The organism is Streptomyces sp. TG1A-60, assembly GCF_037201975.1.
Classification (GTDB): domain Bacteria; phylum Actinomycetota; class Actinomycetes; order Streptomycetales; family Streptomycetaceae; genus Streptomyces.
Genome location: NZ_CP147520.1, coordinates 3,869,955 through 3,883,841, shown reverse-complemented (window position 1 = coordinate 3,883,841; position 13,887 = coordinate 3,869,955). Strand labels below are relative to the sequence as shown.

The window sequence follows — 13,887 nt, the reverse complement described above, 5'->3', positions numbered from 1 at the left end:
TCGCGGGTCGGCCACCCGTCCCTCACCGGCGCACTCGCCTCCGGCCCGGTCCCGGTCGGCCGTCGGCCGGGTTCACCGAGCAGCCGCCGGTGCGGCCCGTCGGGGAGACGCGGTGCGGGCGTCCGCGCGGAAGGTGTGCCGCACGTGTGAAGAAGCGGGTCCCCGGGGCCGCCGGGATGTGTCTCATCGGCCGATCGCACGCGGCCGACCAGGGATTTCACCATTGTGGATAGGTATACGACAAAAGTTATACATCCTGGGGCTGGCTCTCTTGTCCTGTCATCCGTTCCACTGCTGTCTCTCGCGACGCGCGAAACCCCCCAAGAGAGGCAGGCTCGGCGAATGACGGACAACAACGGCGGATTCCTCAGAGTGCTCGGCAGAGGAGACGTTCTGGCACTGGCCTTCGGGGCCATGATCGGTTTCGGGTGGATCGTTCTCACCTCCGGTTTCATCAGCGACGCCGGCCCGGTGGGCGCGGCGATCGCCATCACCGCCGGCGGCGTGATCGTCACGCTCGTCGGGCTCACGTACGCGGAGCTGGTCTCCGCCATGCCGCACGCGGGCGGCGAGCACCACTACGCGCTGCGGGCGCTCGGCGGCCGGGGCGCCTTCCTGGCCTCCTGGGCCATGGTCCTCGGCTATGTGTCGGTCGCCGCGTTCGAGGCCGTCGCGCTGCCCCACAGCATGGTCAACCTCTTCCCCGACATGCTCGTGGGCCACATGTGGACGATCGCCGACTACGACGTCTACGCGAGCTGGGTCGCCGTCGGGGTGATCGCCGCGATCGCCATCACGGCCGTGAACTACATCGGCATACGTCCGGCGGCGGTTTTCCAGACCATCGCGGTGCTGTTCCTGCTCTGCGCGGGCGCCGCGCTGCTTCTCGGAGCCCTCAAGGGCGGGTCCGCCGACAACATGGAGCCGATGGTCAGCGGGGGCATGGACGGGATCTTCACGGTGCTGGTCGCCGTGCCCTTCCTCTTCGTGGGCTTCGACGTGATCCCGCAGTCCGCCGGTGAGATCAAGCTCCCGTACCGCCAGGTGGGCAGGCTCCTGGTGATCTCCGTGCTCTGTGCGACCGCGTGGTACGTGATGATCATGCTGACCGTGGGCTCCGGTCTCAGCGCCTCCGCCCTCGCCGAGTCCAACCTCGCCGCCGCCGACGCCATGACCGCCCTGTGGAACAGCCAGGTCATGGGCAACGTCCTCGTCATCGGTGGCATCGCGGGCATCCTGACGAGCTGGAACGCCTTCCTCATCGGCGGCAGCCGACTGCTGTACGCCATGGCCGAGTCCCGCATGATCCCCGCCTGGTTCGGCACGATGCACCCGAAGTACCGCACCCCGGCCAACGCCGTGCTCTTCATCGGCGGCCTCTCGGTACTGGCTCCGTTCTTCGGACGGCCGATGCTGGTCTGGCTGGTCGACGCGGGCGGCATCAACATCGTCGTCGCCTACGTCGTCGTCGTGCTGTCCTTCCTGGTGCTGCGCCGCCGGGAGCCGGGCATGGAGCGCCCCTTCCGCACTCCGGCCGGACCGGCTGTCGGGGTCGCCGCGCTGGTGCTCAGCCTGGGGCTCGGCGTCCTCTACCTGCCCGGCATGCCCGCGGCCCTCGTCTGGCCCTCGGAGTGGCTGATCGTCGGCGCGTGGTGGCTGGCCGGCGCGTTCTTCATGTGGCGCCTGCCCAAGGTGGCGGCGGGCGAGGACGCCGAACAGCGCCTCATCGCCGCCGTCGCCGCCCGCTGACGGGGGGCCTCCTTTCCCGCCCGGTGCCGGCCGGGCGGGAAGCAGGTTCCGCAGCACCATCGGTGTGCGCTCCCTCCGCACATCCCGGCAGCGGTGCCCGCAGCGCGGTTCGGCGGGTGTCGTACCGCAACCGCAGTGGCTGAAAATGTGTCTCTGGGTGCGTGGTCCGAAGCTCCGGGACGACTGAGGTTCCGGCAGCACTGCAGCCTTGGGGGCTGGAATGAACACATGGGCGGTGCCCGGATACACCGAGTCACTGGAGCTCGGCTCAGGGGCGAGCGGGCGGGTGGTCCTTGCCGTGCACCAGGAGACCGGCGTTCCGGTCGCGATGAAGTACCTCAGCGAGTCGCTGCGCACCCGCCCCGGCTTCGTACGCGACTTCAGGGCGGAGGCGCGGCTGCTCGGCGGCCTGGAGAGCCCGTACGTCGCCGGGTTGTACGAGTACGTCGAGAGCCCGGACGGCGCCGCCATCGTGATGGAGCTGGTGGACGGTGTCTCGCTGCGGGCCCTGCTGACCAGCCAGGGACCGCTCGTTCCCGAGGCCGCCCTCGTGGTCCTCAAGGGCTCGTTGCTCGGGCTGGCCGACGCGCACCGCGTCGGCGTCGTCCACCGCGACTACAAGCCGGAGAACGTCCTGGTCGCACCGGACGGAGCCTCCAAGCTCGTCGACTTCGGGATCGCGGCGGACGTCGGCACCAGCGCCGGAGCGGCGGGAACCCCCTCCTACATGGCTCCGGAGCAGTGGACCGGCGCGCCCGCCTCCCCCGCCGCCGACGTGTACGCGGCCACGGCCACGTTCTTCGAGTGCCTGACGGGCCACAAGCCGTACGCGGGTGACAATCTCGCCGAGCTCGCGCTGCGGCACCTCGACGCGCCCGTCCCCGCGGAGCAGGCCCCCGAGGCGGTGCGGGAGCTGGTGCGGCGCGGTCTGGCCAAGGACCCGCGGGAACGGCCCGCACACGCCGAGGCGTTCGTCACGGAACTGGAGACGGCGGCCGGCGCCGCCTACGGGCCCGACTGGGAGGAACGAGGCCGCGGCCGGCTCGCCGCGCTGGTCGCCCTGCTGCCGCTGCTGCTGCCCTCCGCCCGCAGCGCCCCGCACACCACCACGGACACCGCACGCACCGTGCTGAGCCGGGAACCGGGCCACGGCTGGGCGCGGTCGTGGCGGCCCGGCCGGCCGGGGATGCTGGTGTCCGGTGCGGCCGTGCTCCTGGGCGTCCTGCTGACCCACGGTCTCCAGCACACGCCCGGAGCGGCTCCGCAGCAGGCGGCGCAAGCCCTGGCCACCACCGCTGCCCAGCCCGGTGGGGCGCCTCCAGGGCCCACCGCTGCGACCCCGACGACCGAATCCTCCCCGCCGCCCCCGACGCCCACCGGGTCGTCCGGCCCGTCGGCCTCGGACCCGGGGACCGCCGGCACCGGCGCGCCCCCGGCCTCCGTCACCACGCCTCCGGCCCCGGAGACCACGACGCCCGGCGGGACGACCCCCCAGGCGACGCCGACGACCGTTCCCCCGGCTCGCCGGCCGCTCCCGCCGTCAAGGACGTCGCGGTGTCGGGCTTCTCGCAGACGGGTCCCACGACCGCCACGGCGACGATCGACATCACCACGGACGGCACCGGGCCGCTCTCCCTCACCGTCTCGTGGTTCACGGGCCCCATCGGCGGACAGCTCGGCACCCCGGACGGTGCGGTCCAGACGTGGGAGCGCAGCGGCGCCACCCGGTACACGCTCACCGTCGACCAGACCTTCCGGAGCAACGGCTGCTACTGGGCGGTGCGGGCCACGACCACTCCGGACTCCGCCGACGGCGGCGCTTCTCAGCAGCTGCTGACCAGACGGTGTGACCTCCGATGACCGCGCAGGACGACCGCACGTCCGCGTCCGCGTCAGCGTCCGCCGAGGACGAGGAACCCACGCAGGTGCTCGACCTCGCCGACGCACACACCCCGGGCGCCGAACCCGGCGTCGCCGACGCCGACCCCGAGTACAGCGCCACCGTGCTGGCCAGCCACTGGATCCAGAGACCCGAGCCGGACGCCACCCTCGTCGGGCCGTTCGCCGCGGAGATCCTGCCGACGCCGTCGGAACGTGCCGAGGGCACCGTGCTGCGCTTCGGCCCGGGGGTCACAGCCGCCGTCGCGCAGCGCACCCACAGGACGCTGCCCGCGGTGCCGCCGCCCGCCGTCCCCCCACGCCGGCGTCTGCGCCGGCACGCGCTGCCCGCGGCGGTGCTGATCTGCGTCATGGCCCTCCTCGCCTGGCAGCGCCTCGGGCCGTCCGTCGCGGTGAACACGGCGGAGGTCACGGCCCGGCCGACGGTCCTGGGATGCGGTGACACAGCGGACGTCGTCGGCCTCGTCACCACGAACGGCCGACCGGGAACGCTCTCCTACCGCTGGATCCGAAGCGACGGCACCGCCTCGGGCGTCCTGCGCGAAGTGGTGGTACAGGGCCAGACACAGGCACGCCTGCACCTGCTGTGGACCTTCCAGGGCACGGGCCGTTACCCGGCCCGGGTCGAACTGCGCATCCTCTCTCCCACCGCCCGCACGGCCGCCGCCCACCTCACGTACCAATGCCGTTGACCGTCCATGACGGCGAGTCCGCGCCCGTGTCGAAAGCCTCTGACCCGCACGCATTCGCCGCGCTACCGGGATTCGTTCGCAGTGCGTCGGGCAGAGGAGGAGCCCGGCGAGCACCACGTTGACCTTGTCCATGAGCGTGTTCACGTGTGTAGGAGGCGCCGGGCCCGCGAGGCGGGCCCGGCCGACGTCAGGTGACCGGATCAGGGGACCGTCAGGTCACCCGATCGAGGAAGGTCAGCACCGACGCGTCCTCCTCGATCAGTGGGGCGAGGGCGGCGTTGAACGGGCCGCCGTACGGGGCCTTCAGGTGGGCCTGGAAGGCGTCCTCGTCCCGGTACACCTCGAAGATCCAGAAGGCGCGGGGGCGGGACGCCTTGGTGTAGACGTCGAAGGCGAGGTTGCCGTCCTCCTCGCGCACCTTCTCGGCGTACTCCAGGATCAGGCGGGCGACCTCGTCCCGTGAGCCCTCGCGGGCGGTGAACTCGGCGAGCAGGGTCTTGTTCACGGTGTGGTGTCCTCCGTGGTCGGGGCCGGGATCAGCCGTGGGCGGAGTCGAGGTGCCAGACGACCGCCTTGTCCAGCTTCACCGAGCCGTTCTCGGCGAAGACCTCCACTCCCTGGCTGGCGGGGTCGGGGAAGATCTGGTCGGTGATCACGGCTTCGCCGCTGCCGCCGAAGACCTCGACGGACGACCAGTCGACGAGGATCCGCAGCTTGACCTTGCCGTTCTCGGCCTTCAGCGGCGCTGTCTGGACGCCGGGGAAGGTGCTGTGGAAGTCCACGGCGCCGGAGCGGGTGCGGTCGACGTACAGCTCCTCGGTCGTGGCGTCGTAGCCGATGACGGTCTCCTCGCCGCCGGCGCCGGTGCGCACCTTCAGTCCGAAGCGGTCGGCGTCCTTGAGGGAGAAGGTGGCCTCGATGTCGAGTGCCTTGCCCTTGGCCCCGCGGCTGATCAGCGGCTTGGACGTGCTCTTGACGGTGACGCCTGACGCCGTCGCCGGGCGCTGCTTCCGGAGGGACTCCAGGCTGCCCACCGGCTCGCTGGTCAGCCGGGTCTGGCCGTTGATCGTGCGCAGGGCCATCTCCCGGGGAACGCTCTGCGCGCCGCGCCAGGGGGAGGTGGGGACGGCGCCGCTGTAGTCCCAGTTGCTCATCCAGCCGACCATGTACCGCTTGCCGCCCGGGGCGTTCTCCCAGGACACGGCCGCGTAGTAGTCCTTGCCGTAGTCGGCCCAGTCGGCGCGCTGCACGACGGACTTGGCGGCGGTGTCGGCTTCGGTGAACCGGTCGGCCAGGACGTGGCCCCAGCCGGCGTTGTTCATGTCGACGATCTGGATCTTCGCCTTCTTGCCCGTGTAGGGACGCAGGTCGAACGAGGCCCAGTCCAGCGTCTCGCTGTCGGCGCCGGTGGCGCTGCGGACGACCTGCCCGTCGACGAGCAGGTTGACGGACGTCTCCTGGGAGACGGGCTGGGCCTTGGTGTCGGACAGCATGATGTGGTCGACGTTGATGTGGCCCCAGCCGCCGGTGTTGTCGTCGACGATCCTGATCCGCGCCTTCTTGCCGGCGAGTTCGCCGACGTCCCAGGAGGCCCAGTTGAGCGCCTCGCCGTCCTTTCCGGTGGCGCTGCGCACCACTTCGCCGTCGACGAGGAGTTCGAGGGCGGTGGGGTCGGCGGAGCCGGCGGGGTGGTTGCCGCCGCCGATGAGGAAGTTGATGTGGTTCTTGTCGAGGGTGAACTCCGGCGAGGTGAGGGTGCCGGTGGTGGTGTCGCCGTTCAGGAAGGTGTTGACCAGGCCGTCTCCCAGGAATCCGGAGACCTCCTGCTGGTTGGGGAGGGTGCCGGGGGCAGGCGCGGTGCCGAAGGCGTCTCCGGTGGTCGTCCAGTCGCCGTAGGTGCCGCCTTCGAAGTCGGCGAGGACCGTGCCCTCGGGCGGAGTTCTGTCCATGCCGGTTCCGGCCTCGTGCGGATGCCGCCCGCCACCGACCTTGAAGTTCAGGTAGGGGCTGTCCACGGTGAATTCGGGTGAGGTGAGTGTGCCGGTGGCGCCGTCACCGCCGTGGAAGCTGTTGGCGAGGCCCTTGCCGTCGAAGCCGTCGACGGTGCCCTGCCCGTCCACGGCCCCGGCCGCCGGTCCCTCGCCGAAGGCGGTGCCGGTGGTCGTCCACGTACCGAAGTCGGTGCCCTCGAAGTCCTGCACCACCGTGCCGGTGGGCGGGGTGTAGGTGCCCTTGTCGTCGGCGGTGAACTTCTTGCCGTCGAAGTCGCCGATGAAGTACTGGGCGGCCGAACCACCGGCGATGCCACCGGGGTTGATGTTGACGACCAGGACCCACTTGATGTTCTTCCTGTCCCCGTCGACCGCGAGGGGGAACAGGTCCGGGCACTCCCACACGCCGCCCGTCGCGCCGGCCGGCCCGAACTCGCTCTGCAGTTCCCAGTCCTTGAGGTTCTTCGACGAGTAGAACCTCACCTTGTGCTCGGCGGACAGCGACACCGTCATCAGCCAGCTCCCGGTCGGCGCGTACCACTGGACCTTGGGGTCGCGGAACTCCTTGGAGCCGATGTCGATGACGGGATTGCCCTGGTACTTGGTCCAGGTCCGGCCCCGGTCGGTGCTGTAGGCGAGCGACTGGGCCTGCTTGCCGCCGTTCTTGTAGGCACTGGTGTAGACCGCCACCATGGGCGGGTTCTTCTTCGTGCCGAAACCGGTGGTGTTGTTCCAGTCGACGACCGCGCTGCCGGAGAACACCATCTCCTCGTCGTCGTGCGACAGGGCGAGCGGCAGCTCCCTCCAGTGCACGAGGTCCTTGCTCACCGCGTGCCCCCAGGACATGTCGCCCCAGGAGTTGCCGTTCGGGTTGTACTGGTAGAAGAGGTGGTACTCGCCCTTGTAGTACACGAGCCCGTTGGGGTCGTTCATCCAGTTCTTCTCCGGCGTGAAGTGGAACTGGGGTCTGTAGGTCTCGGTGTACGGCGGGGTGTCGGCAGCGACGGCTGAAGGAGCCAGCGGCGCTGCGGACAGGGCGCAGACGGTCGCCACCGCCGCCATCATCCGTGTGCGGGCATGCCGGGATACACGTCCAGAGCTCATGAGGTCTCCTGTGCTGTCGCCGTCCGCGCGGCGGGGCCTGCGCCGCGCGGACCGGCCGAAAGTGACGTCTTGTCGGCACCGACGTCCACGGCGCCTGCCAAAGGGTGTCATCGTTGACTTGTGTCATCGATGACATCGAGTGGCGCGATGAATCGAGTGGCCCGATGATGGGGGCAATCCGGCCGACGCGTCAACAGCTCGGCCGCGACGCACGCTCGGGCCGCTCGCTCGCCCGTCACACGTGGTCGGCTGCGGCGAGCTGCGCCAGCCGGCTCTGCCACGGCGGATTGGGACCGGCGACCGAGCAGGTCAGGGATGCCACCCGGACCGCGAACCGGCAGGCCTCCGCCACGTCGTCCAGGCGGAGTCCGGTGAGCCGGCCGCCGAGGAGACCACGGCCGCCGAGGTGGTGCAGCAGCCCGGCGGTGAAGGAGTCGCCCGCCCCGACCGTGTCGGCGACCCGAGTCGGCACGGCGGGAACCTGGATCCGTTCCCCGTCGAGCGAGGCCAGTACGCCGTCGGCACCGCGCGTGATCACGACGAGCCGCGCCCCGGCCGCATGCCAGATGTCGCACGCCTGCTCGGGCGGGGTGCCCGGCAGCAGGAGTTCCAGGTCGTCCTCGCTCAGCCGGAGGACATCGGCGAGGGCGCACCAGTGCGTCAGCCGGGCGCGGTAGACGTCGGGGTGCACCAGCAGTGGCCGGACATTGGGGTCGATGCTGAGGGTCGTGTCAGGGGCGGCCCTCGCCAGGAAGTCCTCCACCACCGCCGCGCCGGGTTCCCGCACGAGGGCCAGGGATCCGGTGTGGACGCAGGCGGTGCCGGACAGGTCCACCCGCGCCAGTTCCTCGGCCGTCCACTGCCAGTCGGCCGTGTTCTGCGCGTGGAAGGAGAACGCGGCCTGCCCCCGGTCGTCCAGTTCCGCCACGGCCAGTGTGCTGGGCTCAGCGGCCTGGACGGCACTCGACAGATCCACCCCGGACGCCTCCAGGTGGGCGCGGAAGAGGCGGCCGAACACGTCACCGGACAACCGCGCGAGGAAGCGGGCGGGGGTGCCGAGCCTGGCCAGGGCCACAGCCGTGTTCGCGGGTCCGCCGCCCGGCAGGACACGCAGGGCGAGTTCGGTCGAGGTGCCGGCGGGTTCGGCGAAGGCGTCCGCGACGCACTCCCCCAGGACGGTGATCTGACGCGGGCTCATGGGCTGCTCTTCTCTCGCGAACGGTACGGGCGAACCGGACGCGTCGCGGCACAGCTGCCGGACGGCTGCGAGTGGCCGAGGACCGCCGACGTTGCCGATTTGTGACAAGTACAGGGCATTGACGTTTCCGGGAGACGGAGTCCATCATCCTCGCCAGGCGGTGTCAACGATGACATAAGTCAACGATGACACCCCGGGCGGCATGCTCTGAACCCGCCCCCGTGCCGCCCGCCTACCCACAGGAGTCGATCATGTCTCGTACCACTCGCCTGTCCTCTTCCCTCCTCAGAGCCGCCGCTGTCGCGGGCGTCGCGGGCCTCACCCTGACGGCCTGCGGATCCGGCTCCGGATCGACTTCCGCCGGCTCCGATTCGGGCGAGGTCAAGGTCGGTCTGATCACCAAGACCGACACCAACCCGTTCTTCGTGAAGATGAAGGAGGGCGCCGAGAAGGCCGCGGAGGCCGAGGGCGTCAAACTGATGACGGCGGCCGGCAAGTTCGACGGCGACAACGCCGGTCAGGTCACGGCCATCGAGAACATGGTCGCCTCCGGCGCGAAGGGCATCCTGATCACCCCGAGCGACTCCAAGGCCATCGTGCCCGCGATCGAGAAGGCCAAGGCCAAGGGCGTCCTGGTCATCGCCCTGGACACCCCGACCGACCCGGAGAGCGCGGTCGACGCCCTCTTCGCCACCGACAACCTCAAGGCCGGCGAACTGATCGGCGAGTACGCCAAGGCCGCCATGGGCGGCAAGGCCGCCAAGATAGCCACCCTCGACCTCGCGCCGGGAGTGTCCGTCGGCGTCCAGCGGCACAACGGCTTCCTCAAGGGCTTCGGCATCGAGGAGGGCGACCCCTCCGTCGTCTGCTCCCAGGACACCGGCGGCGACCAGGCCAAGGGCCAGACGGCGATGGAGAACTGCCTCCAGAAGGAGCCGGACATCAACGTCGTCTACACCATCAACGAGCCGGCCGCGCTGGGCGCGTACACCGCGCTCAAGGCCAAGGGCCGGGAGAAGGACGTGCTGATCGTCTCCGTCGACGGCGGCTGCACCGGGACCGAGGCGGTCAAGGACGGCAAGATCGCCGCCACCTCGCAGCAGTACCCGCTGAAGATGGCCGCCGAGGGCGTCAAGGCCGTGGTGACGTACGCCAAGGACGGCGAGAAGGCGTCCGGTTACACCGACACCGGCGTCACCCTGATCACCGACAAGGCCCAGGACGGCATCACCTCCAAGGACACCGTCTACGGCCTGGAGAACTGCTGGGGCTAGGGCCTGCCCTTCGGACCGGGCGGGACCGATCGACGGCGCCCTGCCGCCTGACCGAGCGGGGCGATGAGGGCCCCGCTCCGGCGAAGCCGGGAGTGCGGGAGCGTGCAGCCGCAGGGCGGGGGAGGGGAGTCGACGCGAAGTGCCGGCGACCGACGACAGCTCCGCTGGAGCCCCACGGCTTCGGGGCGCCGTCAAGGCGGTGGGGGAGTGAGGGCCGGACCCCGCGACCCCGGCCAGGTCCGAAGGGGCCGCCCTCGGCCGCCCCCGAGGCCCGTACGACTCCGCCTCTCCCCTCATACGGCTTCGCCTCCCCCTTCAGCGGGGCGGCCGTCCCTTCCTCCCTGACCGGGGGACGGCCGCCCGCCTGTCCTGTTGTCCGCCCACGGCCCACGACCGGGGCGGGCAACGACGCTTGCCGGTGGACGCCGGTCCGCCCTGACGGCGAACCGGCTCTTCCTGCCCTGCTCCTCAGGAGCTTCGCTTCCTCCCCGGCCTGAAGGCCGGGGTATCCACGAAGGAAGGCCCCGATGACAGCCACGACCACGCCCCCGGGCACGTCCTCGCCGTACGCCGAACTCAAGGCACCGACCACGGCCCGCCGACTGCTCACGGCACCGACCACCGGCCCGCTGGTCGCACTCCTCCTGGCCTGTGCCTTCTTCTCCCTCTCGACCGACCAGTTCCTCACGGGCGGCAACTTCTCGCTGATCGTGCAGCAGGTGATGGTCGTCGGCACCCTCGCCATCGGGCAGACCCTGATCATCCTCACGGCGGGCATCGACCTGTCGTGCGGTGCCGTGATGGCGTTCGGCAGCATCGTGATCGCCAAGATGGCCGCCGAGGGCACCCTGCCCCCGCTTGCCGCCATCGCCCTGGGGCTGGTCGTCTGCGGCGGCTTCGCGCTGCTCAACGGGCTGCTGGTGCAGAAGATCCCGCTGCCGCCGTTCATCGTCACCCTCGGCATGCTCAACGTGGCGTTCGCGCTGACCCACATCTACTCCGAGGAGCAGACGGTCACCAACCTGCCGGGCCCGCTGACGGCCCTCGGGCAGACCTTCCCGCTCGGCGGCACCGACATCACCTACGGTTCCCTGGTCACCATCGCCCTGTTCCTCCTCCTCGCCTACGCGCTGAGCAACACCGGCTGGGGCCGGCACGTCTACGCACTGGGCAACAGCCCGGAAGCGGCCCGGCTGAACGGCATCCGCACCTCCCGCCTGACCATCGGCGTCTACACCGTGGCCGGCGTCATCTACGGCATCGCCGCGCTGCTGCTCATCTCCCGCACCGGAGTCGGCGACCCCCAGGCGGGCCAGACCGACAACCTCGACAGCATCACGGCCGTGGTCCTCGGCGGCACCAGCCTCTTCGGCGGACGCGGTTCGGTCCTGGGCACCTTCATCGGCGTTCTCATCGTCGGCGTCTTCCGCAACGGCTTGCAGCTGATGGGCGTCGCCTCCATCTACCAGACCCTGATCACCGGCGTCCTGGTGATCCTCGCGGTGACCGTCGACCAGCTCTCCCGGAAGAAGGCCCGATGACCGCCACCTCCCCCACCCCCGTGCTGCAGGCCCGCGGTCTGGTCAAGCGCTACGGCCATGTCACCGCCATCGACGGCGCCGACTTCGACCTGCTGCCCGGCGAGGTCCTCGCCGTCATCGGCGACAACGGCGCCGGCAAGACCAGCCTGATCAAGGCCCTCACCGGCGCGGTGACCCCCGACGCGGGCGAGATACGCCTCAACGGCGAGCCCATCACCTTCTCCGGGCCGCAGAGCGCCCGCGCCCACGGCATCGAGACGGTCTATCAGGACCTCGCCGTGGCCGCCTCCATGGACATCGCCTCGAACATGTTCCTCGGACGCGAGCTGCGCCGCCCCGGAGTCCTCGGCAGTGTCTTCCGCATGCTCGACAAGAAGCGCATGCGCGAGGAGGCCGCCGAGCACATGGCCGACCTGAAGATCGGCCTGCGCTCGCTGACCCAGGCGGTCGAGACCCTCTCCGGCGGTCAGCGGCAGGCCGTCGCCGTCGCCCGTTCCGTCGCCTGGGCGCGCAGCGTCGTCGTCATGGACGAGCCCACCGCCGCCCTCGGCGTCAAGGAGTCCGGTCAGGTCCTCGACCTCATCCGCCGCGTCCGGGACAAGGGCATGCCGGTCGTCCTGATCAGCCACAACATGCCGCACGTCTTCGAGATCGCCGACCGGATCCACGTCCACCGGCTGGGCAGGCGCGCCGCCGTGATCAAGCCCGCCGACCACTCCATGGCGGAGGTCGTCGCCATCATGACCGGTGCGCTCACCGTGGACGAGGCCGGAGGTACCGTCGTGGCGGATTCCGAGGCAGCGAAGGCCGCGGGAGTTCAGGCCAACTGACGTACGACTGAAGCACTCACGGGTTCCGGCCCAGGCCGTGGCCGGAACCCGTGAGTGACGAGCACAGGAGACCGTTTCCCCCATGGCAGCGAACCGCCGCCCCACCCTGGCCGACGTCGCCCGAGAAGTGGGCGTCAGCGCCAAAACCGTCTCCCGCGTCCTCAACGAGGACGGACCCGCCTCGGCCCGGACCCGGCAACAGGTCCTGGCCGCCGTGGCCAAGCTCGGCTTCCAGCCGAACCTCATGGCCCGCAACATCCGCGTCGGCGGACCCGACACCACCGTCGGACTGGTCATCCCCGACCTCGGCAACCCCTTCTTCGGAGCCGTGGCCAGCAGCATCGAGGACACCGTCCGCGACCGCGGCCTGACCCTGCTCATGGGCTCCTCCGCCGATGACCCCGACCGCGAACGCGCACTGACGGACAAGTTCCTCGCCCGCCGCATCAGCGTCCTGATGGTCGTGCCGTCCGTCGGCGCCGACCACTCCCACCTCAAGTCCCCCCGCGCCGCCGGCCTGCCCGTCGTCTTCCTCGACCGCCCGGGATCGGGTTTGGCCACGGACAACGTCGTCAGCACCAACCGCACGGGCGCCCACGACGGAGTGGCCCATCTGATCGCCCACGGCCACCGGCGCATCGGCTTCATCGGCGACCTCCCCACCAAGCTCTACACTCGCCGCGAGCGCCTGGCCGGCTACCGCTCCGCCCTCCAGGAAGCAGGCCTCCCCGCCGACCGCTCCCTGATCACCAACGCCCACGACCAGCACGGTGCCTCCACCGCCACCTCCCAACTCCTGGGCCTGGCCGATCCCCCCACCGCCCTGTTCGCCGGCAACAACATCGTCGCGCTGGGCATCGTCACCGAACTCGCCCGCACCGGCCGCAAGGACGTGGCGGTCGTCGCCTTCGACGACGTGGCCCTCGCGGAAGCCCTCGAACCCGCCCTGACCGTCGTCGCCCAGAACCCCGAGGAGATCGGCACAACCGCGGCGAACACCGCTCTGGCCCGCCTGGACGGGGACCGCTCGCGCGCCCGCACCATCACGGTCCCCACCCGCCTCATCGTCCGGGGGTCGGGGGAGCGGCCCGCTCGGATGCCGCGGAAGGCGTGACCGTGTAGTTGGTCCTCGTGTGGGGCGAGGTGCCCGGCGGAACGGCCGGTCGGGTGGCGCCGGGGCCGGAGGGGAGTGCGACCCGCTGCGGCGGGTTAGCCGTTCATCCGTCATCGCCGCCACAGCGGCCCACCACGGCTCGGCCGACCTCTCTCGGCGCCCGGTTCCCACACTGCGTTCAACGGCGCCTTCTCTGTCGTCTCCAGGTCTGAGGCGACCGCGTCCGGCGCCGGGCCGACGCGCTGTATCGCACCGTCGTACAGGGTTGTGCACCGCTTGCTCGGTGGAGAGGCGTGTGCGTCGTCGATCGGGCCGTCGCGCCACACCGACGCACGGTCCCGTGGGCGGCTGCCCGGCGAAGCCCCTCCGGGGACGGGAGGACGCGATGTCGACGGCCTCGGCGCAGGGGGCGGCAGACCGACCTCCGTGCTCGCTCTCGCGGCATTTCCGTTACTCCTCGTACACTCAGCGTGACGCGGCGCGCCGGTCGCACGT

10 protein-coding genes are annotated in these 13,887 nt (G+C 70.8%); 7 read left to right on the top strand and 3 right to left on the bottom strand.

The window, feature by feature from the left end:
* The first annotated feature begins 342 nt into the window (after window positions 1-342).
* The 3 genes from WBG99_RS16630 (at window position 343) to WBG99_RS16620 (ending at window position 4,340) form a co-directional block, all read left to right on the top strand.
* The gene (locus tag WBG99_RS16630; RefSeq protein WP_338897060.1) at window positions 343-1,749 is read left to right on the top strand and encodes an APC family permease; all 1,407 of its coding nucleotides are present in this window, start codon (window positions 343-345) and stop codon (window positions 1,747-1,749) included.
* Between the two features lie 235 nt (window positions 1,750-1,984).
* Window positions 1,985-3,586 (top strand): protein kinase, encoded by a 1,602-nt coding sequence (locus tag WBG99_RS16625; protein WP_338897059.1) that lies wholly within the window; start codon window positions 1,985-1,987, stop codon window positions 3,584-3,586.
* 19 nt (window positions 3,587-3,605) lie between these two features.
* Window positions 3,606-4,340, top strand: coding sequence for a hypothetical protein (locus tag WBG99_RS16620; protein WP_338897058.1), 735 nt, complete (start codon window positions 3,606-3,608; stop codon window positions 4,338-4,340).
* Between the two features lie 211 nt (window positions 4,341-4,551).
* Here the strand turns inward: WBG99_RS16620 and WBG99_RS16615 are convergent, their stop codons facing one another.
* The 3 genes from WBG99_RS16615 to WBG99_RS16605 form a co-directional block, all read right to left on the bottom strand.
* Window positions 4,552-4,845: a putative quinol monooxygenase gene (locus WBG99_RS16615; protein WP_338897057.1), complete on the bottom strand. Its 294-nt coding sequence runs from the start codon at window positions 4,843-4,845 to the stop codon at window positions 4,552-4,554.
* A 31-nt stretch (window positions 4,846-4,876) separates the two neighbouring features.
* Window positions 4,877-7,435, bottom strand: a complete 2,559-nt coding sequence (locus tag WBG99_RS16610; protein WP_338897056.1) for a GH32 C-terminal domain-containing protein — start codon at window positions 7,433-7,435, stop codon at window positions 4,877-4,879.
* Between the two features lie 235 nt (window positions 7,436-7,670).
* Window positions 7,671-8,633, bottom strand: coding sequence for a carbohydrate kinase (locus tag WBG99_RS16605; protein ID WP_338897055.1), 963 nt, complete (start codon window positions 8,631-8,633; stop codon window positions 7,671-7,673).
* 251 nt (window positions 8,634-8,884) lie between these two features.
* Here WBG99_RS16605 and WBG99_RS16600 point away from each other — a divergent pair, with 251 nt between their 5' ends.
* From WBG99_RS16600 to WBG99_RS16585, 4 genes are all read left to right on the top strand, one after another.
* Window positions 8,885-9,907: a sugar ABC transporter substrate-binding protein gene (locus WBG99_RS16600; RefSeq protein ID WP_338897054.1), complete on the top strand. Its 1,023-nt coding sequence runs from the start codon at window positions 8,885-8,887 to the stop codon at window positions 9,905-9,907.
* A gap of 527 nt (window positions 9,908-10,434) precedes the next feature.
* Window positions 10,435-11,448, top strand: coding sequence for an ABC transporter permease (locus tag WBG99_RS16595; protein ID WP_338897053.1), 1,014 nt, complete (start codon window positions 10,435-10,437; stop codon window positions 11,446-11,448).
* Window positions 11,445-12,278 (top strand): ATP-binding cassette domain-containing protein, encoded by an 834-nt coding sequence (locus WBG99_RS16590; RefSeq protein ID WP_338897052.1) that lies wholly within the window; start codon window positions 11,445-11,447, stop codon window positions 12,276-12,278. The genes WBG99_RS16595 and WBG99_RS16590 overlap by 4 nt, the downstream gene beginning before the upstream one ends.
* An 82-nt stretch (window positions 12,279-12,360) precedes the next feature.
* On the top strand, window positions 12,361-13,392 hold the full coding sequence (locus WBG99_RS16585; protein WP_338897051.1) for a LacI family DNA-binding transcriptional regulator: 1,032 nt from the start codon (window positions 12,361-12,363) through the stop codon (window positions 13,390-13,392).
* The last annotated feature ends 495 nt before the right edge of the window (window positions 13,393-13,887 follow it).

Excerpts from the sequence above, each read along its gene's own strand:
- WBG99_RS16605 (WP_338897055.1), bottom strand. The coding sequence starts at position 8,633 with ATGAGCCCGCGTCAGATCACCGTCCTGGGGGAGTGCGTCGCGGACGCC.
- WBG99_RS16595 (WP_338897053.1), top strand. The coding sequence starts at position 10,435 with ATGACAGCCACGACCACGCCCCCGGGCACGTCCTCGCCGTACGCCGAA.
- WBG99_RS16620 (WP_338897058.1), top strand. The coding sequence starts at position 3,606 with ATGACCGCGCAGGACGACCGCACGTCCGCGTCCGCGTCAGCGTCCGCC.
- WBG99_RS16585 (WP_338897051.1), top strand. The coding sequence starts at position 12,361 with ATGGCAGCGAACCGCCGCCCCACCCTGGCCGACGTCGCCCGAGAAGTG.
- WBG99_RS16600 (WP_338897054.1), top strand. The coding sequence starts at position 8,885 with ATGTCTCGTACCACTCGCCTGTCCTCTTCCCTCCTCAGAGCCGCCGCT.
- WBG99_RS16610 (WP_338897056.1), bottom strand. The coding sequence starts at position 7,435 with ATGAGCTCTGGACGTGTATCCCGGCATGCCCGCACACGGATGATGGCG.
- WBG99_RS16590 (WP_338897052.1), top strand. The coding sequence starts at position 11,445 with ATGACCGCCACCTCCCCCACCCCCGTGCTGCAGGCCCGCGGTCTGGTC.
- WBG99_RS16630 (WP_338897060.1), top strand. The coding sequence starts at position 343 with ATGACGGACAACAACGGCGGATTCCTCAGAGTGCTCGGCAGAGGAGAC.